The following is a 22,821-nucleotide window of genomic DNA, read 5'->3' on the forward strand; positions in this document are numbered from 1 at the left end:
TAAAAAAAATCACCCCGGTCTGAGGTGATTTTTCAAAAAAGATGAAGTATAACTTATTCTTTATTTTTTACCAATACCCATCCTGAATATTTAGTTTCGGTATTGTTTTTATTGTTTTCATTCCAGGAGATCGTATACCAGTACGTTCCTGTTGGAATTTTCTTACCAAAGGCAGTTCCGTCCCATGTAAAGTTATTGAATTTCTTCGCTTCATGAAGCTTGTTTCCATATCTGTCATATACAATGAAGATAAGGTTTTTCTTGTAAGCTAATGCTGAATAGTCGATAACATCATTTACATTATCTCCGTTCGGGGTAATGGCGTTAATAAGATTAGGAACTGTTATTGTTACCTGGATAGGTGTACAGTTATAAGTATCTTTTACGTATACCGTATTTTCTCCTCTTGGAAGTCCTGCGAATGTGTTGGAATCCTGCCAGTTAATACCATCTACGGAATATTGATAAGGAGGAACTCCTCCTGTAGCTGTTACAGTAATATTATTGTTGGTAATTTCGATTCCTGATACCACTGGCTGAAGGCTGGCATGTACACGTACTTCCTGAAGAGTGAAGCATTTCCCGGTCTGAAGCTTTACCCAATAAGCACCAACACCTACATTGCTGATAGATTGTGTAGTTTCACCAGTGCTCCATTCGTAGCTTACAAATCCAGGACCTGCATCCAGGGTAGTTTTGGCTTCAGCACAAATTGTTTTATCTTTTAATACCGCTGATTTTACAGGAGGTAATACTACCAGGTCTATTTTAGCAATTGAATAACACTGTTTGTCATTATCCACTCTTGCATATACTGTTTTGCTTTCTGAAAGATAGTTTAATGCTGCTATAATAGGATTTGTCTGTGCTTTCGCATCAGCTACTGTTGTGTAATACTTAATAATAGTTCCGGTAGGGGTTGGAACAGGTACACCAATATCTGCTTTGGAAAGATCAAATGTCGAACGCGTCACATCATTATCGATGTAACAGTTTTGGAGTACAGCATCTTTAAGCACAACCGTTGGGTAGAATAATAATCTGATGGTTGTGGTGGCAATACATCCGAAGGAAGAAACTACCTTTACATAGATGGTAGACTCAGCAGAAACATAGTTGGCAGGATCTGTAATTTCATTAATATCTGCATTCATATCTGCCGCCGTTTCATAATACTTGATCGTTGCTCCGGTTCCTCCAAATACATTGGCTGTTGTTAAGTCATATTTTGCAGTACCCGCTCCGTTGTTGTTACAGGAGTATAAAGTAGCCGAATTGGCAGAGATACCCACATTCACAAACTTGAATTTTCCGGTTATGAAACATCCGTTGATAGGATTGGTCGGATTGGTGGGATCCTGGTATACGATTCTGTAATAATATATTGTGGTTCCGTCTACGGTAGTTACTGTAAGAGGATTCTGTCCTGTAAGGGCGTCGTTGGTTGTTTTGTGATAAGTAACCTTGAAGTTCGTGCTGTTACCATTAATAATCGCTGCAGATAACGTTGTAAAATCAAACTGGGTAGGTAACGCACAAACCATCACCTGATTAGGATCGGTAGGAGTAGCTCCCGGAATACCCGGCGCAATAAATGGATTAGGAGAAAGAACCGGATCATTAAATGCTGAACTTAAGCTTGCAGTCCCTGTCCATTCTAAAGAAAAACCATTAACAGATCTACTGAAGTTGTCAATAACCAGATAATAAGTCTGGCCAACTAACACATCCATATAAGGACTCCATTTACCATTGTTCATGCTTGATGTAACACCTGGAGGATTGGTAGGAAATACCGCTGGTGGAGCAAGAGTCAGATCGAGACCTGTATCTCCTGAAGTACCGCTATAGTTACATCTTATGGGCTGTATGAAAACGTGATCCGCATTCTGTAACGAAGCACAGCCGTTAGCTGTTGGTCCGTAAACTGCAAAATCATAATCATCATCCTGATCGTTAGGTTTTATTGTAAATGCCAGTGTTCCTGGTGTGGATACTGTGAAAGTGTACCAAACTGTATATCTTTCATTGGTACTGAGGCATCCACCGTTCTGGTTAAGAATTTCTATTATATTCCCCGGGCCTGAAGGGGTGTATGAAATGTCAGAATTACCACAGATGGGAATTGCTGTGACACAATCTGACTGTGAAAAGGCCATTTGCGTTATCAATAAAATAAAAAGGAGTAATATTTTTTTCATTGTTAAAACTTTTTTTTGTTAAACAAACTTGAAATCAATAAATGTTTATCATTATTTGTAAAAGAAAAAGCCGCCAAAGCGGCTTTTTGTATTCTGAGGTGTTTTATTCTCTGTTTTTTACAACAATCCAACCAGAAAACTTGAAAGGAGTATTCTTCTTGTCATTCTCGTTCCATGTTACAGAATACCAGTAGGTGCCTGTTGGTATGTTTTTGCCGCCAATTCGGCCATCCCATTTGTAACCATTGGATTTGTCTCCCTGGTGGATTTTTGTTCCATATCTGTCAAAGATACTCAAAATAAGATTCTGTTTGTCTGCCATCGCAGAATAATCTACAACATCATTGATACCATCTCCGTTTGGAGTAATCATATTGATAAGATTAGGAACAAGTACCGTAACTTCAATAGGCTCGCAGTCATAAGCATCCTTTACATACACTTTGTAAGTTCCTCTTGCTACATTAGAGAATGTATTGGAAGCCTGCCATAAAATTTTATCCATAGAGTACTGGTAATCCGGAGTTCCTCCAATAACATTGATCGTTAATGTAGTGTTGGAAATGTCAACATTGGTAACAACCGGCTGCTCAGAAGGATATACCGTTACTTTTTGAGTGGCAACACATTCCCCTGTTTTTAATTTTACCCAGTAAACTCCTACGCCTACATCTTTGATGGACTGTGTTGTAGCGCCAGTACTCCATTCATAGCTTTTGAATCCAGGTCCCGCATCCAAAGTGGTAGTATCTTCCATACAGATGATTTTGTCTTTCAATACACTGGATGTTACCGGGGCAATTACAGTTAAACCAATCTTTACCACTACATAACAACCTCTGGTGTCAGACACTCTTACGTATACTAAACCACTTGGTGCAATATAATTAGCATTTAAAATCTCGTTGGTTCCGTCAATTGCATCGGTCAGTGAAGGGAAGTATTTTTTAGTGATACCTGCCTGGGGCGTAATAACAGCAGCATTATCAAGGTTGAATAAGGCTGTGGAAGGATTCGCTTCAATAAAACATGATCTTAATTCTGCATCTTTCGCAATGATTTGCGGATAGAACTTAAGCGTAATTTCAGCAATATCACTACATCCGAATACCGAAGTTACCTTTACATATATTTTACCCTCTGCGGAAACAAACTGATAGATGTTGGTAATCTCATTAATTGAGTTATTCAGATCGTATAAAGTATAATAATATTTCTTGGTTGCGGTGGGGTCAGGGAAAACATCTGCAGTCGTAAGGTCATAAGTTGCCGTACCTGCATTATTATTGTTACAGCTTGTTAACGTTACGTCTGTTGCCTTGATGGTACCATCTTTGAATTTAAATTTACCGGTCTGTCTGCATTTATTAATAGGGCTGTCAGGATTTGTCGGGTCAGTATAATTGATACTGTAGAAATAAACACCAACAGGAGTTACCGTTTGAGGACCCACAAGAGGGTTGTTGCCGGTTAAGGCATCATTTTGACTTGTATGATAGCTGATGCTGAAATTTGGATTGCCGTTAAGAATTCCTGCTGATAACGATGCAAAATCAAAAGTCGCCGGATTAGAACATATGATGACTTCTCTTGGGTCATTAGGGTTAGCCCCTGGGATTCCCGGAGGTACAAATGGGTGAGGCTGTATATTCGGATCGGTGAACGGAGAAGATAAAGTAGCCGTTCCGCCCCATGATAATTTGAATCCGTTAGCTGTTTCTCTGTGGTTATTCACAATGATATAGTAAGTCTGGCCAGGCAATACATCCATGTATTTTACCCATTTGTCTCCTGTAGCGGTTTCACTAAGATCTGTAGAGGTCATATTAAGACCTGTATTCCCACTTAGTCCGGAATAGGAACAACGTATCGGGGTACCAAGGTTTGAGCAGGATTTGTCAGGCCCGTAAACACCAAAGTCATAATCGTCACTCTGGTCGTTAGGGATGATTTCAAAGGTAAGGGTTCCGCCTGTAGCTATAGTAAAAGAATACCATACCGAGTACTTTTCGTCAGAAGTTAAACATCCGCCCAGATCTTCGGCAATGTCTCCGTGACCGCCTGGTGTATATGAAATGTCAGAGTTACCGCAGACCGCCATTGCAGTACCACAATCTGACTGGGCAAATAAAATATGTGAAAATATGATTAAGAAAACAAGTAATGTTTTTTTCATGAGAATTAATTTTTAAAAACAAATATTAAAACTGTTTAATTACTAAAAATTGCTGTTTTTTATCTGATATAAAAGAGTGTTTCACTATAATGAATTTCCAGATCTTTCATAATAAAAAAACTGATCGTCCCAATTAGCTCAGGAGATCATGCATTTTACTTATTGTTAGTTTGTTCCGATCAGTTGTTTTCCCCAGTTGGGTGAACTGGATGCAGTGCCTGATGTTTCAAATTCTTTGGCTGCTTTTTGATAAAACTTTATAGCTTCAGCCTTGTTTCCCTGCTTTTCAGCAATTTCAGCTTTCAGAAAGGAAAGTCTTGGATTGTTCTTTAAAGTTGTTTCTGCCTTATTCATGAAACTTGTCACAGTCTTTAATTCCTTTTGAGGATCTGCCGCTGTTTTTATTCTGATTTTCTGAAAATGAATAAGCGCAAGAAGAAGGTTTACTTCTCCATTGTTCTTTTCAGAAGCAAGGGATTGCATGGCCAGTTTTCTTGCAGTCTCATTAGGCTCTCCAAGAGGGCTGTTCGGACTGTTATTTAAAAGGAAATTCGTTTTAATATATAATGCTGCTGCTGCATAATAATTAGCCTGCCATTTATCTGAAGTTTTAGCTTCTGAAAACCTGGAAAATAGCATATCGTAATCGTTTTCTGTTTTAGCGTTATCGAATTGTAAAACAGCTTGTTGTAAGGTTTGATCTGAAAAAAATTGAGCATTCATCAGAGAACCTGTCACGAGAAAGCTCAAAATTAGTAAAAGTTTAGTCATAGGGGGATATTTTATGAAGCAAATATAAAAAATTATTAACGTTAAATTAAAGATTTTAGGATATATTTAATGAAAGTAATGTATTGGTTTTAAATGTGGTATTTTATTATTGGGATTCAATAATGCATAGATCGTAAATATATGAGCGGTTTTAATAAATATTTGAGATCGAATTCTTCAATAAATTTTAAAAAAACAAGTATAAAACAAAAATCAGAATAGAAAACGTTCTATTCTGATTTTAAGTATTTCGGATTTTGATTTTTCAAATATCCGATTTTAAATAGGCTGGTAAACAATAAGTTAATATTGCATCTTTCTCAATTTAGGATTGGTGCTTCCTACAAGCAGTGCAACTAAAACAGTCATACAGCCGCCAAATACAACAGAGCGCACTACTCCCAGTAATTTGGCCATAAGCCCGCTTTCGAACTGTCCCATTTCATTACTGGACATGATGAAAATGGAGTTCACACTCAGAACGCGTCCTCTGATATGATCAGGCGTTTTTAACTGAACAATGGTACCGCGGATAACAACAGAAATCCCATCCAGCATTCCGCTCATCACCAGAAACATAAAAGACAGCCAGTATAGTTTTGATAACCCGAATCCGATGATGCATAACCCGAATCCGGTAACAACCGCAAGAAGTATTTTCCCTTGATTTTTCCGAAGAGGAACAATAGACAAAATAGTAATAATACACATGGAGCCAATATCTGAAGCAGCGTTCAGTAAGCCGAAACCTTCAGCTCCCGACTGTAAAATATCAGTCGCAAATACAGGGATCATAGCTACCGCACCGCCGAAAAGTACGGCAAACATATCAAGGCACAGCGCTCCCAGAATCTCTTTGGTTTTAAAAATATACGAAATCCCTTCACGCATACTTTCCACTACATTTACTGTTTCCTTTTTATATTCAGAATGCTGTTTGTGTAGCTGCCAGAAGAATAACGACGCAACAAATATTAATGTTAAAATAGCAACCAGGGTCCATTTTACCCCGATAAACCCAATAAGAACACCGCCAATAGCGTGGCCGCAAACTGAAGATATCAGGAACGTTGCCTGGTTTAAGGTTACTGCATTCGGAAGGTTTTCTTTCTTTACGATTTTAGGAATCATGGAAGGAACAATAGGACCGATAAAGGCTCTTGCTATCCCTGTGAAAAAAATAACGCCATAAATATAATAGGTAATCTGATGACCTGTAAAGTGCATTTCCACATTAAAGAATGCGGGAATCAGCAGAAGCCCGATCAGAAAAATATAAGCATAATTACAAATAAGAAGCAGCCTCTTCTTTTCATTCATGTCAATAACATGTCCGGCATACAGCGCAAAGCTTACCGCAGGAATTACCTCAGAAAGTCCGATAAGGCCTATGGAAAAAGGATCTTTTGTTAATTGATATACCCACCATCCTAATAAAGTGGCAAGCATTCTGAAAGCTAAAACAATAAAAAATCTCCCGGTGAGAAGATTTCTGAACTCAACATTTTGTAATGTTTGTAACGGGGTAAAGGAAATCATGAACAAAAATAGCCCTAAAAATTTATTTAGGGCCATTTATATGTCAGTTTTTGAAAGATATATTAAATAAGTCTCAAAAGATAATATCTATTTTAGTCTGCTCTTGTAGAACTTAGTACGATAGCGGCAACACCAGCTGCGCCAATGATGGTAGCTCCTGCAGCAATTCTTGCCTTTCTTCTGTCTTTTACAGCAGCCACATTGGCTTTAGGAATAATTACTTCTGTACTGTCTTTTTTACCGGCTGTACCCACCAGATTTTCACCAACAACGTTTCTGAATAAGATGGTCTGCTTTGGTGAGCCATCTCTCATCGTTACTTTATATATTTTTCCGGCTTCAAGATTAGAGTAGTTGTTTTTTGAAATATCTTCGCTGTATTTTGTAGTAGCACAAGATGTAATAACAAATAAAGATGTTAGTAAAGATGATTTCAACAGTACAGATGCTTTCATTATTTTCTTTTAGTTTTTCAAATTTATAATTTTTTTTGAATATACGTTTTTGGAATTGAAAAAATATGATTAAAATTTGTAAATTCCCAATAAATCTGCAATCTTTCTGTCATTAGCCAATCTTGGTGTCTTATTCTGGCCCCCTAATTTTCCCTGGGATTTGGCATATTCATGAAATGCACCTTTTTTAAGTCTCGTAATCTGCAATTTCTGTAAAATATTCCCTGAAATCAAATCATCATAGTAAGTATTTCTTTTACGAAGCTGCAGATCAAGGTCATCCCTGAATGCTTCCAGGTTTTCAGGTTCTTTTTCAAATTCAATCAGCCATTCGTGACAGGGAAGTCCTTCATCCGGATTTACCTGCGGAGCCAGATGGAATTCTGTGATCTGTGCCGGATATTTTTCAAGGGCAGCTTTCATTGCTTCCTCTACTTCAAAAGCAATCACGTGCTCTCCAAATGCAGAAGTAAAATGTTTTGTTCTTCCGCTTACCAAAACCCTGTAGGGATCTTTGCTGATAAATCTTACAACATCTCCTATAGAATAGGCCCACAAACCGGAATTGGTCGTAAGAATTAATGCGTAATCTTTATGAAGCTCAACTTCTTTTAAAGTTAATCGCCTTGCTCCGGGCTTACCATATTCTTCCAAAGGAATGAATTCATAGAAAATCCCGTGATTGGTTAATAACAGTAATCCTTCTTGAGTATAATCATCCTGGAAAGCAAAAAAACCTTCAGAAGCTGGAAAGGTCTGAACAATATCTACTTTACCTCCCAATAGCTCCTCCATTTTATCACGGTAAGGTTCGTAATTAACACCTCCGGTTACAATAAGCTGAAGATTAGGGAAAAGCTGTTTGATTTTTTTACCGTGTTTCTCTGTCAGTTTCTCAAAATACATGATCAGCCATGGCGGAATTCCAGAAATCAGAGTCATATTTTCATGTTCCGTTTCTTCAATAATTTTATCTACTTTGGTTTCCCAGTCTTCCATAATATTGGTTTCCCAGCTTGGCAGACGGTTTTTCTGAAGATAATTAGGAATATGATGCGCTACAATACCTGATAGCCTTCCCGTTTTTATTCCGAATACTTCTTCCAGTTCCGGGCTGCCCTGAAGAAAAATCATTTTCCCATTCACGAAATCAGCATTGTTTTTTCTGCTGATATAATGAAATAAGGCGCTTTGAGCTCCGGCAATCTGAAACGGCATTCCTTCTTTGGAGATCGGAATGTACTTAGAACCGGAAGTGGTTCCTGAAGTTTTGGCAAAATACTCCGGAGTTTCTGTCCATAGAATATTAGCCTGTCCTTTTTTTACCCTTTCAATATAAGGTTTCAGATCTTCATAATCAGCTACAGGAACTCTGTCCTGAAATTCTTTTACAGAATGAATATTTTCAAAATCATGTTCCCGCCCGAAAAGTGTTTTTTGAGCAGTATTCACCAGAGAAAGGAGTAAATCTTCCTGGTTTTTCTCAGCATTTTTTTTGAAATCCTCTGCTTTTTGGACGTGTTTTTTTGCCCAGATCAGCGCTGCATTTTTCTTGAAGAAGTTTAACATGGGTCAAATTTATAAATAAGTAGAGAATCTGAAATGATTTTTGTGAAGGTTCACATAAAAAAACCGATGGAACAGGTTCCACCGGCTTTTCGAAATTTGATTATGAAAATAACAACTATATGTTAATGTTATGCTTATTTGTTTGCTTTGTACCTTTTATCAGGAGTGCCGTCTTTTTTCAGGTGTTTGTTTTCTTTATATCTCTTATCCGGAGTACCGTCCTTTTTCATTTTGGCAGCCGGTTGTGCAGGCTTAACTGCTTTTGCATCCATTGCCGGTTGGGCAGCTTTCACTTCAGCTGGTTTTGCAGCTGTAGTTGCTTTTACAGGCGGGTGTGCTGGAGCACTTTTAGCGGGAGCAGTCTGCTGAGCAGTAGCAAGTCCTAATCCCAGGATTAAAGACATTGCAGATAAGAATTTTTTCATAAGAATTATTGTTTGTTTTTGTTGAATAAAGATATACAAAAAGCAGGCAAAAAAACGGGGATTCTCAAACTTAACTAAAGTTTATTACAGCTTAAAAAAAAATTAAAACACTTCATTTACAATGAAAAAGCCTGTCTCCGGAAATGGAAACAGGCTTGCATAATATATAAATAGACATGGCTAGCGCGTACAGTTGGCTGTCCACGTTTTACCATCCTTTGCGTATAGGATTTTTAAAACATTGTTATCAATTCTTATGTAAGAAGTTGCTGTAGATCCAATCATAACAAGGGTATGATCTCCTTCCTGATTAAACTCTATTCCGTTAAGATCCGGAATGCTGTTGGAGAAAGCAAAATTATATTTGGTACCGCTGGCAATCTTTGTTACAAATACACTTCCGTCATCTGTGCTGATATTGGTGGATCCTCCGTCATTATAAGAAACTTTTCCTTTATAAGTTCCTGCGAAAAATTCATTGTTTACCGGATCATCATCTTTACTGCACGACGAAAAAGATAATGCTGTAAATACCAACAGCATCATAACTCCTAAGATTTTAATTGCTTTTTTCATAATATTATTCTTAAATGTTTGGTTATATCTTAAAAGCCAAACTCTATGCCACGGAGAAAATAGTTGATTTTTTTAACAGGTTATTAAATAAAATTGTAAAAAATTAAGAATTGTGGTGCTAAGTCCTTCATTTTAAACTATCAGTCTTTTCGTTTTTTAGAGGAAGATAAAAAATATGCGTACCTTTGTATATCATAAACGGTTTCGGAAAACTCCCGAAATCGCTTTGTCGTTTATACCATTACTTATTTATGCAGTTAAAATCCATCAATGAAAAGTTCCTTCCAGACCTTATGCAGAAAGAGTTTGGAAAAGAAATTTTTACCCACTTAGAAAACAATCAGCATATTGCTGTAAAAGGAAGTGCCGGATCCTCAGTTTCTATTTTTGTGGCGGAGCTATTTTTGGTTCAGAAGAAAAATATTCTTTATCTGGTAGATGATAAGGAGGATGCTTTGTATGCCAATACGGAGATGGAGGATCTTTTGGGTAAGGATAAAGTGTTATACTTTCCGGCAACCCACCTTGAACCTTACCAGGTAGAAAAGACTCAGAATGCGAATCTGGTTTTAAGAACGGAGGTCCTCAATAAAATAAATTCCGGAAGATCTCCGAAAGTGATTGTGGCTTATGCTGGAGCTTTATCTGAAAAGGTATTGAAAAAGGAAGATTTTAAAGCAATTTCTCATCATATAAAAGTTGGGGATCAGCTTGATTTTGATTTTGTGGATGAACTGCTTAATCATTATCACTTCCAGCAGGCTGATTTCGTTTCAGAACCGGGAGAGTTTTCTGTAAGAGGAGGAATTGTAGATGTCTTTTCCTATTCATATGAAAAGCCGTACAGAATTACTTTCTTCGGTAATGAAGTGGAAAGTATTAAAACCTTTGATATCGAAACCCAGCTTTCGGTAGATAAAGTAAAAGATTTTCAGCTGGTGTCCAATATGAACTTTTCTGTGACGGGAACCAGAGTTTCTTTGCTGCAGTTATTGCCTGCGGAAAGTTTTGTAATTTCCAGAAACGGAATGGTGGGAATGCAGAAGATAAGAGCGTTCTACGAAAAGTCTCTGGAAAAATATGATAGCTTAAGTAAAGATATTGCTCACAGGACTCCGCAGGAACTTTTTATTTCTGATCAGGAGTTTTTGTTCGATTATAAAAAATTCAAAACGGTTGATTTTGGAGAAATCATCATTGAAGGATTGAAAGAAGTAACTGAAGTAAAAATGGAGCAGCTTCCACAGCCTTCTTTTCATAAAAACTTTGAACTGCTGATCGAAGATATTGAAGAAAAGCAGAATGACGGATTTGATACCTGGATTTCCTTTTCAACAGAAAAACAGAAAGAAAGGCTGGAGTCTATTTTTGAAGAACTTGAGCATGAGCTCCCATTTAAAAGCTTTAAGTCTGAACTGCACGAAGGATTTGTTGATAATGGGCACAAACTGCTGGTTTATACGGATCATCAGATCTTTGACCGTTACCAGAGATATAAAGCGAAAAATACTTTTGCAAAATCTGAACAGCTTACCCTGAAAGACCTGATGTCTCTGAAAATCGGGGATTATATTGCCCATATCGATCATGGAATCGGGAAGTTTATGGGATTGGTGAAAGTGAACAATGACGGAAAGATTCAGGAATGTTTCAAACTGACCTATAAAAACGGGGACTTATTATATGTAAGTATTCACTCTTTACATAAGATCTCAAAATATAATGGGCCGGATGGAAAAGAAATCGTTCTGAGTAAACTGGGATCTCCGACCTGGAAATCTTTAAAACAGAAAACAAAAGCGAAGGTAAAGCAGATTGCATTTGACCTTATTCAGTTGTATGCTCAGAGAAAAACGGCAAAAGGGTTTGCGTATACTCCGGATTCCTACCTGCAGAATGAGCTGGAAGCCAGCTTTATTTATGAAGATACTCCGGATCAGGAAAAGGCTACCGTAGATGTGAAGAGAGATATGGAAGCTGATACGGTGATGGACAGGCTTGTGTGCGGAGATGTAGGTTTCGGTAAAACGGAAGTTGCAATCAGGGCCGCATTTAAAGCGGCTACGGATGGAAAACAGGTTGCAGTATTAGTGCCTACAACCATTCTTGCTTTTCAGCATTACAGAAGTTTTAAAGAAAGGCTAAAAGATTTTCCGGTAAATGTTGCTTATGTCAACAGATTCAGGACAGCCAAGCAGAAGTCAGAGACTTTAGAGGCTTTAAAGAACGGAAAAGTAGATATCATCATCGGGACGCATCAGTTGGTAAGCAGTTCTGTGAAATTTAAAGATCTTGGTTTATTGATTATTGATGAAGAGCACAAATTCGGAGTTTCAGTAAAAGATAAATTGAAAACGCTGAAGAATAATGTTGATACCCTTACACTTACAGCCACTCCTATTCCGAGGACTTTACAGTTCTCATTGATGGCAGCGAGGGATTTATCCGTTATCAAAACACCGCCGCCGAACAGGCAGCCTGTAGATACACAGTTAATAGGATTCAATGAAGAAACGCTTCGTGATGCGGTTTCTTACGAGCTGCAGAGAGATGGCCAGGTATATTTTATCAATAACAGAATCGAAAACCTGAAAGATATTGCAGGGCTTATTCAAAGGCTGGTTCCGGATGCGAGAGTAATTACGGGACATGGGCAGATGGAAGGAAAACAGCTTGAAAAGAATGTTCTGGATTTTATGGAAGGTAAGTATGATGTTCTTGTATCCACTACCATTGTAGAAAGTGGGGTAGATGTGCCGAATGCCAATACTATCTTTATCAATGATGCACATCGGTTTGGGATGGCGGATCTGCATCAGATGAGAGGAAGGGTAGGACGAAGCAACAGAAAAGCATTCTGTTATCTGATCACTCCTCCTTATGATATGATGACCTCCGATGCCAGAAAACGTCTGGAAGCTATTGAACAGTTTTCAGATCTGGGAAGTGGTTTCCAGATTGCGATGAAAGATCTGGAAATCCGTGGTGCCGGTGATCTTCTGGGTGCCGAACAGAGCGGGTTCATCAATGAAATGGGGTTTGAAACTTATCAGAAGCTAATGCAGGAAGCTTTAGAAGAGCTGAAAGATGATGCTGATTTTGAAAGTCTTTTTGAAAATGAAGAAGACAGACAAAAGCTTTTCAAATCTGTGAAGGATGTCAATATTGATACTGATTTAGAGTTGATGCTGCCGGATTTCTATATTTCCAATACTGAAGAAAGGCTGCTGCTGTATCAGAAAATTGCTGAAATTACCAACGAAGCAGATCTTCATCAGTTTGAACTGGAGCTGATTGACCGTTTTGGAGCTTTGCCGAAAGAAGCTGTCAATCTCTTAAAAAGTGTTTCCCTGAAATGGCTTGCTGCTGATATTGGCTTTGAAAAGATTGTCATGAAAAACGGAGTATTTTTAGGCTATTTCCCGGGAAATCCTCAGGATAAATTCTATCAGACAGACAGATTCAGGCATATTATTAATTATCTGACCCGGAATCCGGCTGAGGCCCAGCTTAAAGAAAAGTCCGGAAAAGAAGGTAATCAGTTGATGATGAGAAAAGAAAGAGTTAAAAATGTAGATGAGGTTAATCTGTTGTTGAAAGCAATCATTGAACATGATTAAATTTTAATTCCTGTTTACTGGAAATAATATCATAAAAATTATTAGAAACGTGTAAAAAACTTAATTTTTGCACGTTTTTTTGTGATTCTTATCATGTTTTTATTTTGTAATATTCCTGTTGAGGAGAATTAAGGTAGTTTTTGAGCATTTAAAATCACTTTTCAATGATTAAAAGAATCCTGTAAGTCCCCGTACAGTAAGGGTTTGAGACGTTATATGATTTTTTTGAGATGTTGAAAGTAGAGTTATGTAGAAATAATTCTACTTTTATGTGTGATTAATTCTATTCTGTAATGTGTTTATTTCTATAGGTTTATAGATGTATAACTGGAATTTTTTGGACTTCGTTGTGTACCTTTGCAGTCCTTAATTATGAAAACAATAATACATTGCTGCGTGGCTGGACTTCTTTCAATCTATGCCAACGCACAGGTGGGAATCGGTACTTCAAAGCCTAAATCCGTTCTTGACGTGAACGGAAAAACCACCTTAAGAAAAGAACTTAGAGTAGGAGGTACTTCAACTCAGGCCGGAGAGGCCGGGTTAAACGGCCAGGTTTTGGTTTCTCAGGGCGAGGGTTTGCCTCCTGTGTGGAAATCTTTGAATGTTTCCTTTATGGAAGAGGGACAGTATAAGCTGATTAATTCTTATCTGTCGTCGGATCAAACGGGTATTATTTCACTTACGGACGGTGTTGCCGGTGATGGTATCTACACCAACAAAGTTGGGGATAACATTTCTGATATCACAAAAGGGAATTGGAAAAAAATAGACGGGCTTAGCAATACTTTTACCATCAAAAACGGGAGAAACAGGCTTACTTACCAGTTCCAGACCGGTATTGAAATGAAGGCTTCCACAGCTACTACAATACAAAGCGTCAGATTTACCTGCGGTGTTTTCAGAAACGGAGCACTGGTAGCCGTACGCCCGGATAGAATCGCTTCCAATAACAACAGCGGAAAAGCCGGACTTCAGGATTATATCTTTACCCTTAACTATACTGAGCAGAACGTTCCTGTAGGTGTTCATAATATTGACATTGCATGCAGAAAGATTGATACTTCAAGCGCTGCTTCGCAATTTGCGATCGGACGTAATGTGCAGTCTTCAAATGGAGCTTCCAGTGCATTTACTCTGGAATCTACCATGAAAATGGATGTTATCGAATACGTGAGCTATAAAAACAACTAATGATGAAAAAACTATTATCAACACTGCTTTTTAGCATAAGTCTTTTGGCAACAGCTCAGGTAGGAATAAAAACAGAGTCCCCAAAAGCAAAACTTGATGTAAACGGAGATGTGAATTTCAGAAATAAAATCGGGGTTTTTAATTCTGCTGATAATTCTGTTTTTCATGGAAATAATGACCAGATACTGGTTTCTCAGGGTGAAGGTTTTCCACCGATGTGGAAATCACTTCGGATTCCTGAATACGAACCTAATAAATTTTACCTGATTTATAACAACTCATTCTCGGATAATACAGGAATTACCTTTACCTCTTCCGAAAATTCTTCGGTAAGTATGACTTCGAGAGGAGGAACATTTACACAGGGAAAACAATATAGTACTCTTACCAACTTCAAGAAAATAGACGGGCTTTCACATGTAATCAGTGTATTCAGTACCCAAAGTAAAGCTTATTTTCAGTTCGAAACTGTTGTACAGGCAGATTTTGGGGCGGTAGGAAGTACAGACAACTCTATAGACTATGCTTGCGGAATTTTTGTGGATGACAAACTGGTCAACCTGAGACAACGAAATTTGAAAGCCATTACTACGTCATATCCTTTCCTTACTCATACTCAGATCGGGATTGTAGACAATCTTTCCAAAGGAGACCATACGGTAAGTGTGGCATGTACAAGACTAGGTTCCTATGGTGCTTCGGGTACAGGAAATAAACTTTCCATTGGAACTAATGTGTATAGCAATATCAACAGCTTTATTTCACAGTCTTCCCTTAAAATAGATGTGTATGAAGTTCCGGAAGTATTTAACACGATTATAAATTAAGAAGGATTATGAAAAAAATATTATTTGTTACATCTCTTTTGTTAGCAGCTGCAACAAATGCCCAGGTGGGTATTAATACTCCTAATCCGACTAATATGCTGGATGTGAACGGAGATCTTAACGTAGGAAAAGAATTAAGAACAGGAGGTACTGATTTACTGAAAGGTTCTGCCGGTACAGCTGGTGATATATTTCACAATAATGCGGATTTAGGTACAAATGACTGGAAAGCTATTAAAATTGCTGACGGGCAGGGAAGTATGTCTCTTTTTTCTATCAACACTGTTGCAGATAAAACAGGAATCAGCTTTTCTGGTGCCAGTGGTGCTACTAGCCCCTATGGTAATGGAGATCCTCTGACGGGAGGCTGGACTGTAATCCCAGGAACAGTAGATACATTTTCTGTTACCAACGGTACCAACAAAGCTACTTTTTCATTTCAGACCACTGTTCAGAAGACAGGTACAAATTCTGCAAGTTTTGCCTGTGGTGTTTTTATAAATGATGCCCTTAGAGCAGTGAGAACGGACGTATTATTGGGGGACAGCGGTGCTTATAAAATTTTTAACCTTAATGCTACGCTTACCGATCTTACTCCCCAAAATCAGTATTCCGTTAAAGTAGCCTGTATAAAAAGAGCCATTGCAGGAACAGTACTTGGAATAGGAACAGCGGTTGATACTGCTTTTCTCAACAGTGATATGTCGCAGTCTGTTTTGACGACATCCATATTGCAGCCTTATTAATTTTCATGATCATACAATAATAGGAAATCTAAAAACGTTATGTTTTTAGATTTTTTTTGTTTATTAACTCTATTTCTTGTGAATTTGTTCAGATAAAGTAAAGTGTATTATCAAAAATTGAATTATATTTGGACAAGCTAAAAAAATTCTATATGGTAAAAAACTATTTTTTTAAAATGTTTGCCGGTATTGCTTTTCTTGGGCTGCTGACAGCATGTACTACTACCTCTGATCCCACAGAATCCATCCCGAATCCGGATGACGGGCCACCTCCTAAAAAGATTTTATCGAAGGTTAGTTCGAATAATGTTACTCAGGAAGAGTATGCTACTACAGCGGTAACCGGAGATCTGCAGACAGCAGTATCCAAAGATGAGTCTTTTAGCGGAAGTGCTTATTATACAGCAACGGTAACATACACCAATAAAAATATCACTAAAGTTAAATATGTAAGCTCAGCAGCCTCCAGCCTCACTTATGAATTCAATATTGTTCCTGATGCTACAGGTAAAAAGATTTATAATGCTACTTCTACAGCCACCGGAGCAACGCCGTCAGTGTCTGTTGTAAGTGACTATGCGTTTACCTATAGTGCAACGACCAACAAGCTTACCAAAATTCTTGAGAAAAGAAAAGAAGGTGGAATCAGTGCCTATAACAGATTTATTGACTACAGTTTTGTGTACAATGGTGATAATGTTATTCAGGTTGTTTGTTCCAAAGGTCTGCTGGATATCAATGGAAACCCGAATATGAGTACGGCCGTAATAAGCAAGTATAGTTTCCAGAACTATGATAGTCAGAAAAGCCCATATTCTACCTTGCCATCAGTATATTTCATCACCCGAAGTCTGATCAATCCGGCACAATTCTATAAAATATCTCCGAACAATCCCACTTCTATGTTTATAGAATTACCATCACCGGCTGCGCCTGTTAATACGGCTCAAAGCTATTCTTATGATAATCAAGGGTATGTGGTTGTTGAGAAAAATCAGAATGTAACTTTTACCTATAAAAATTTATAGTAGAAATATAGTTATTAATCTTACCAGAATATAAATAATATTACAAGTTTTAGGCAAAAAAAAATTATATTTGTCAAAAAAATAATCAATTACAAGGAAATGAAGCAAATTTTCTATTTTATTTTACTGATCGCAGGTTTCTCCTCAGTACATTCCTGCAAGGATATGCTGGATGAGGATGGAAATCCTTTGCTGGATCTTAACGAAACAGGAGGATTAAGCGGTCCCAGAGCATTATACAGAGAAATTACAGATAAAGACACCATCGCAGAATATCGTTATAGCGGGCTTCTTGTGACTAAAGTAATCACAGACAGTGCTTCTATCACTGATATTATGTACAGTGGCGATAAAATCAGCCAGATTAATTTTAACGGTTTCCTTGATCTGGACGGAAACGGGAAACTGGATAAAGACAGTGTATCCTACACCCAATTATTCTCTTACGGAAACAACAGCAAACTTCAGACGATTTCTGAAAACCGTTCTATTTTCAGAAGAACTCCGCCTGTAATACCTGGAGATCCTCCGGGACCACAGACTTTGTTGAGAAAAGAGAAAACATCTTATCAGGTTAAGTATAGCACTGCCACAGGAAAACTGGATTCAATCATTATGAGAAACGGTCCGGATGTTCCAGGAGCCCCACTTAATTTCACCGATTATTCTAAGACAGCTTATACTTACGTAGGAGATAATGTTTCTAAAGTAGTAAGACACTACGGAACAATGACAGGAGGAGCATTTGGTGCCGTTACCGGAAAATACAGCTACGAATACTATGCATATGATGAGCAGGTAAGCCCATTCACATTGTTGCCGCATGTATATAAAATCTCAAGATTATTATCTACGATAATCAATGATAAAGAAAGTCTTATCTTGTCTCCGAACAACCCTAAGAGATGGTCGGTAACAGATCTTACACCGCCAATTCCAACACCGGTTGTAAAGAGTACCAATTACGTTTATGATCCTCAGACTTACATGACAAAAGGATATGGTGTTAATTACATCTATAAACCACAATAGAAGAATTTTTTTAACAATATTCAAACTCAATCTTTCCTAAGATTGAGTTTTTTATTTTTTATACCTTAATTTTGCAAAAAATTTCTGATGAAATATTTAATTGTCGGGCTTGGTAACAAAGGCTCTGAATATGAAAATACACGACATAATATAGGATTTAAAGTAGCTGAGAAAATAGCGGAAACCCTTGAAGTATCATTCAATACCTCCAATTTTGGCTGGCTGGCAGAAGGAAAGCACAAAGGCAGAAAAGTTTTTGTTCTGAAACCGGACACCTATATGAACCTTTCCGGAAATGCAGTGAAATACTGGATGCAGAAAGAAAATATTCCTTTGGAGAATGTTCTTATTATAACTGATGATCTTGCTTTGCCTTTCGGGACTTTAAGATTGAAAGGAAAAGGTTCAGATGCAGGGCATAACGGACTTAAAAATATCAATGAAGTATTGCAGACTCAAAATTATGCAAGACTTCGCTTTGGAATCTCTGCAGATTTTGCTGCCGGAAGACAGGTAGATTATGTATTAGGAACGTGGAATGAGGAAGAAGCTGAAAAGCTTACGGAAAGAATTGAGACCTTTTCGAAAGCTGCTCTTTCTTTCGTTTTTGCCGGATTGAATAATACGATGTCCACTTTTAACGGGAAATAATTTCAGAAGAGAAAAACTGCAATGACCATATAGTTTATAGAATAAATGACTGCCTTAAAAACAAGGCAGTCATTTATTTAAGGTATTGTTAAAATTTTTCTGCTGGTTTTATAATTAATTGATCGTCTTTCCTGATAAATAATATCCACATCCAAGGAATAAATGATAATAAAAAGGATAGAATAATATTCTGCATAAATATTTCATTTGCTACAGGGTTTGTTTGAAATTCCAATACTGCCTGGCTAATGGTGAACCCTTGTTTTATCAATAAAGCGATAACAGTGATTATATTTGCTGCAAATATGCTTATAACGCTTGTGAAGAAGATGATGTATCTTGTCAGTTTTCCACGAAATCCTTTGAAATAATCATAACCTAAAAAACCAAGAAGGGCGATAACAAATGCCATTCCTGAGGAAATACCTCCTAAATATACTGCAAGTAAAACCCAAAGTATAATGGCAGGAATTGAGAAAACAACGGACCCTAAAAATCCTGTCAGATAGTTTTTCTCTTTTGAAATTCTTTCTTTTTCAACTTTTTTGAACTTATTATCTGTCTGTTTAAAACAATTATCACAAAGGAGTATACCAGTATGGTTCAGATCGTAATAGGTAATTTTTTCATTTGTTTCACAACTATGACATCTGTTTTGCTCCGGTATGTTTAGTTTTTTTAATAAATCAACCACAAAATCAAAAAGAGCATAAACAGTCTTTATCTTAGTAGGCATTAAATTTTCAGTGAATTTAAAATAAATGGTATTTTCTCTGATTTCGAAGAGAGTGAATTTTAGCCGTTTTTTATTGATGGTTAGTTCTGTTTTGATTTGCTGCCTTTGCTCCTCCGTTAAATAGCCGGTTGTTACCGAAACATATTTGAATTGTGGAGTGTGTATGATACTTGCGTCTGAAACGTTGAAAAAATAACCTTTGTAAAGTCCGAACACCTTATGGTTTGTTTTATGCCATCCAAGGTCTCTGGCTATTTTTTTTGCTTTTGGAAAAATCATATTCTATTGAGTTTGTGGTCATGGTTTATTGAATATATTATTTCAATTGCTCCAATATATAATTATTTTCCGATAATGAAAACAAACTCTTTTTAAAATAAATATACTAACCGTTTACGCCAGTTTATTGACAAGATAGGTTTTATAATTATCTTATTTTATGATGATATACGATAAAAAATAAATGCCACCGGAATTCCGGTGGCATTTTGTGTAAATTATAATTGAATTTTAAAAGAATATTACTTATTACAACCAGGTTACAGCACCTGTTTCAACGTCATAATTGGCTCCCACGATTTTAATTTTACCCTCAGCTTCAAGATTTTTAAGTGTTGAACTTTGCTTACGGATATCTTCTATTGCACTTCTTACGTTTTGCTGATTAAGCCTTTCAAGAAGCGAGCTGTTTTTTGATGAACGTTCTTCGTTTTCTTCAATGATTTCATTGATGATCGGGTTGAAATGGTTGATAAGGTGGTTTAGGTTATCCATTCCCAGTCCTTCAATTTGTGCGGCATCAAGGCCTCCTTTCAACGCCCCGCACTTGGTGTGTCCTAATACTACAATAAGCTTGGAACCGGCAACATTGCACCCGAATTCCATAGATCCCAGAATGTCCTGATTTACAAAGTTACCGGCAATCCTGATACTAAAGATGTCTCCCAATCCCTGGTCGAAGATAAGCTCTGCAGACGTACGGCTGTCTATACAGCTTAAAACTACTGCAAATGGCCACTGTCCCTCACGTGTTGCATTCACTTGTTCAAGAAGGTCTCTGTTTGCTTTAAGGTTGTTTACAAATCTCTGGTTTCCTTCTTTTAAGAATTCCAATGCTTTTTCAGGAGTAATAGTAGACTGGGTTTCGTATGTATGTGCTTTCATATTTTTATTGTTTTCGAATTTAAAGTTAAAAAAATTAATTAATTATTGAGATTACATGGCTCTTTTGTGAGTTACCAGGATATGAGAATCCTCACTTCTTTCGTAATCTCTGTATGAAGTTTTAAAGCCTATCAGTTCTACATTGATGTCTTGTTCCTTTGCACGGATATTGGCGAAATCCTGGATCATTTCCAGTACATCGGTGGCAATATAGGACGTACTTCTTGCATCAATGATCACTGTAGAATTTGGTTTTATATTTTTAAGAGTTTTTTTGATGGCTGCCTTATTTAAAAATGATACTTCTTCAGCAAGCTTGATATTGATTCCATCAGCGTCATCCAGCCTTTCTCTGCTTAAATAATAAGCTCTTTTCATATTTCCCTGAAGAATATAGAAAACGGAGATGGTAAGACCAATTCCTACTCCTTTTAGCAGATCTGTTGCTACTACAGCTACAACGGTTGCTACAAACGGTATGAACTGGAATTTTCCCAAGTGCCAGAAATGTTTGAACGTAGCCGGCTTTGCCAGTTTATATCCTACTAAAATTAATACCGCAGCCAATGTAGCTAATGGAATTAAATTGAGAACAGCAGGAATAGAAAGAACACAGATCAATAAGAAGACTCCATGAATGATTGCCGAGATTTTTGAGGTGGCCCCAGCATTGGCATTCGCAGAACTTCTAACCACAACAGAAGTCATTGGAAGTCCTCCAATAAAAGAACTTACAAGGTTTCCGATTCCCTGGGCTTTAAGCTCAAGATTGGTATCTGTAATTCTTCTCTGTCTGTCTAACCGGTCTGAGGCTTCAATACAAAGTAACGTTTCAATAGATGCTACAATCGCAATTGTTGCTCCTACGATCCATACTTTTGGATTAGTAAAACCATTGAAGTCCGGAGTCGTGATCAGATTTTTAAAATCATCAAAAGACTGTGGAACCGGAAGGGAAACCAAATGCTGGGTTTCGATAGCCAGAGAGCTTCCGGACATCTTAAAGAGTTGATTCAAAAGAATACTTATAATTACGGCAACCAACGCTCCCGGAAGCATTTTCATTCTTTTCAGTACGTGGATTTTGTCCCATGCGATAAGGATCGCTACAGAAACCAGAGTAATAACAATGGCTCCCGGATGGATCGCTCCCAATAATTCTGTAAAATATCCGAAGTTCAGGCCGTTATCAAAAATAGATTCATGGCCTTCATAATCTTTATCGAATCCTAAAGCATGCGGAATCTGTTTTAAAATAATAATGATTCCTATGGCTGCCAGCATTCCTTCAATAACATTATTCGGGAAATAGTTGGAAATACTTCCGGCTCTTACAAACCCTAAAACCAATTGAATAAGTCCTGCAATAATCCCTGCACAAAGGAAGAGTTCAAATGCGCCAAGATCTGTAATTGCTGTTAAAACGATAGCTGTCAGACCTGCAGCAGGCCCGGAAACTGAAATATTTGAATTACTGATTGTTCCTACTACCAGGCCTCCTACGATACCGGCAATAATACCGGATAATGGTGGTGCACCTGATGCTAAAGCAATTCCTAAACACAACGGAAGTGCTACTAAAAATACCACGAGTCCTGAAGGAAAATTTTCCTTGATTCCTCCTATTAATGATGTCTTTTTCATAATGTGAAGCTGTAAGGTATAGCCGGCTTATTTGTTTTTAAATAAGTCAGTTATAAAAAGTTGAGAAAAAATAATTTTTTAATGTACATGAGTCTCCGATATCAAAAAATGATATGGAAATGGTATCAAAAAAATCTAACTATAGGAGTTACGCTTCCGGAGGGGGAGAAAATATAGTAAGTAAAGGTGAAAGATGAAAAGAATCATCAATCAGAATAAAAGACATACCCTGAACATCAGGTTCTGAAAACTTCAGATAATCAAATACATCTAAAGGTTTCGGAATGGTCTTTTCGTAAACAATGAATGAGGATGGGTGAGAATGAGGCTCTTCTTCATTGATTATTACATTCGTTCTTGCAATATCCCAGCCCGCAACCGCAGCAATGCCCGGCAGCGCTGTAAAATTCAGAAAAAACGTTAATACAATAATACTCCAGAATTTCATTTTACCTTCTTTTTGGAAA

General features: G+C 37.4%; 19 protein-coding genes. 7 read left to right on the top strand and 12 right to left on the bottom strand.

The features are described from left to right. Window positions 1–53 precede the first annotated feature (53 nt). From V0410_RS17065 to V0410_RS17100, 8 genes are all read right to left on the bottom strand, one after another. Window positions 54–2,201, bottom strand: coding sequence for a T9SS type B sorting domain-containing protein (locus V0410_RS17065; protein WP_330744997.1), 2,148 nt, complete (start codon window positions 2,199–2,201; stop codon window positions 54–56). Between the two features lie 103 nt (window positions 2,202–2,304). After that, window positions 2,305–4,377: a T9SS type B sorting domain-containing protein gene (locus V0410_RS17070; RefSeq protein WP_330744998.1), complete on the bottom strand. Its 2,073-nt coding sequence runs from the start codon at window positions 4,375–4,377 to the stop codon at window positions 2,305–2,307. Between the two features lie 165 nt (window positions 4,378–4,542). Beyond that, on the bottom strand, window positions 4,543–5,148 hold the full coding sequence (locus V0410_RS17075; RefSeq protein ID WP_330744999.1) for a tetratricopeptide repeat protein: 606 nt from the start codon (window positions 5,146–5,148) through the stop codon (window positions 4,543–4,545). Between the two features lie 303 nt (window positions 5,149–5,451). Further along, complete coding sequence (locus tag V0410_RS17080) at window positions 5,452–6,687, bottom strand: MFS transporter (RefSeq protein WP_330747718.1); 1,236 nt, start codon at window positions 6,685–6,687, stop codon at window positions 5,452–5,454. Between the two features lie 92 nt (window positions 6,688–6,779). Further along, the gene (locus tag V0410_RS17085; protein ID WP_110008421.1) at window positions 6,780–7,142 is read right to left on the bottom strand and encodes a hypothetical protein; all 363 of its coding nucleotides are present in this window, start codon (window positions 7,140–7,142) and stop codon (window positions 6,780–6,782) included. Window positions 7,143–7,211: 69 nt separating this feature from the next. After that, window positions 7,212–8,711, bottom strand: coding sequence for a GH3 auxin-responsive promoter family protein (locus tag V0410_RS17090; protein WP_330745000.1), 1,500 nt, complete (start codon window positions 8,709–8,711; stop codon window positions 7,212–7,214). A 134-nt stretch (window positions 8,712–8,845) separates the two neighbouring features. Then, on the bottom strand, window positions 8,846–9,136 hold the full coding sequence (locus tag V0410_RS17095; RefSeq protein ID WP_330745001.1) for a hypothetical protein: 291 nt from the start codon (window positions 9,134–9,136) through the stop codon (window positions 8,846–8,848). 180 nt (window positions 9,137–9,316) lie between these two features. Beyond that, window positions 9,317–9,712: a hypothetical protein gene (locus tag V0410_RS17100; protein ID WP_330745002.1), complete on the bottom strand. Its 396-nt coding sequence runs from the start codon at window positions 9,710–9,712 to the stop codon at window positions 9,317–9,319. A 251-nt stretch (window positions 9,713–9,963) separates the two neighbouring features. Here V0410_RS17100 and mfd point away from each other — a divergent pair, with 251 nt between their 5' ends. The 7 genes from mfd to pth all read left to right on the top strand — a co-directional run bounded on the left by mfd (window position 9,964) and on the right by pth (window position 18,810). Further along, a complete protein-coding gene (gene mfd, locus V0410_RS17105; protein ID WP_330745003.1) occupies window positions 9,964–13,332 on the top strand; it encodes a transcription-repair coupling factor in 3,369 nt (1,122 codons plus the stop codon). A 372-nt stretch (window positions 13,333–13,704) separates the two neighbouring features. Continuing rightward, on the top strand, window positions 13,705–14,526 hold the full coding sequence (locus V0410_RS17110; RefSeq protein WP_330745004.1) for a hypothetical protein: 822 nt from the start codon (window positions 13,705–13,707) through the stop codon (window positions 14,524–14,526). A 2-nt stretch (window positions 14,527–14,528) separates the two neighbouring features. Beyond that, entirely contained in the window at window positions 14,529–15,353 is an 825-nt protein-coding gene (locus V0410_RS17115; RefSeq protein WP_330745005.1) for a hypothetical protein, read from the top strand. An 8-nt stretch (window positions 15,354–15,361) separates the two neighbouring features. After that, on the top strand, window positions 15,362–16,099 hold the full coding sequence (locus tag V0410_RS17120) for a hypothetical protein (RefSeq protein ID WP_330745006.1): 738 nt from the start codon (window positions 15,362–15,364) through the stop codon (window positions 16,097–16,099). 152 nt (window positions 16,100–16,251) lie between these two features. Next, on the top strand, window positions 16,252–17,127 hold the full coding sequence (locus V0410_RS17125; RefSeq protein ID WP_330745007.1) for a hypothetical protein: 876 nt from the start codon (window positions 16,252–16,254) through the stop codon (window positions 17,125–17,127). A gap of 99 nt (window positions 17,128–17,226) precedes the next feature. Next, on the top strand, window positions 17,227–18,159 hold the full coding sequence (locus V0410_RS17130; protein WP_137904398.1) for a hypothetical protein: 933 nt from the start codon (window positions 17,227–17,229) through the stop codon (window positions 18,157–18,159). A gap of 87 nt (window positions 18,160–18,246) precedes the next feature. Then, entirely contained in the window at window positions 18,247–18,810 is a 564-nt protein-coding gene (gene pth / locus V0410_RS17135) for an aminoacyl-tRNA hydrolase (RefSeq protein ID WP_330745008.1), read from the top strand. An 88-nt stretch (window positions 18,811–18,898) separates the two neighbouring features. Here the strand turns inward: pth and V0410_RS17140 are convergent, their stop codons facing one another. The 4 genes from V0410_RS17140 to V0410_RS17155 all read right to left on the bottom strand — a co-directional run bounded on the left by V0410_RS17140 (window position 18,899) and on the right by V0410_RS17155 (window position 22,802). Further along, complete coding sequence (locus V0410_RS17140; RefSeq protein ID WP_330745009.1) at window positions 18,899–19,825, bottom strand: hypothetical protein; 927 nt, start codon at window positions 19,823–19,825, stop codon at window positions 18,899–18,901. 249 nt (window positions 19,826–20,074) lie between these two features. Continuing rightward, window positions 20,075–20,710: a carbonic anhydrase gene (locus V0410_RS17145; RefSeq protein WP_330745010.1), complete on the bottom strand. Its 636-nt coding sequence runs from the start codon at window positions 20,708–20,710 to the stop codon at window positions 20,075–20,077. 51 nt (window positions 20,711–20,761) lie between these two features. Further along, complete coding sequence (locus V0410_RS17150) at window positions 20,762–22,354, bottom strand: SulP family inorganic anion transporter (protein ID WP_330745011.1); 1,593 nt, start codon at window positions 22,352–22,354, stop codon at window positions 20,762–20,764. Between the two features lie 148 nt (window positions 22,355–22,502). Beyond that, on the bottom strand, window positions 22,503–22,802 hold the full coding sequence (locus tag V0410_RS17155) for a hypothetical protein (RefSeq protein ID WP_227941089.1): 300 nt from the start codon (window positions 22,800–22,802) through the stop codon (window positions 22,503–22,505). Window positions 22,803–22,821 lie beyond the last annotated feature (19 nt).

This window comes from Chryseobacterium sp. CP-77 (assembly GCF_036362765.1).
Classification (GTDB): domain Bacteria; phylum Bacteroidota; class Bacteroidia; order Flavobacteriales; family Weeksellaceae; genus Chryseobacterium; species Chryseobacterium cupriresistens.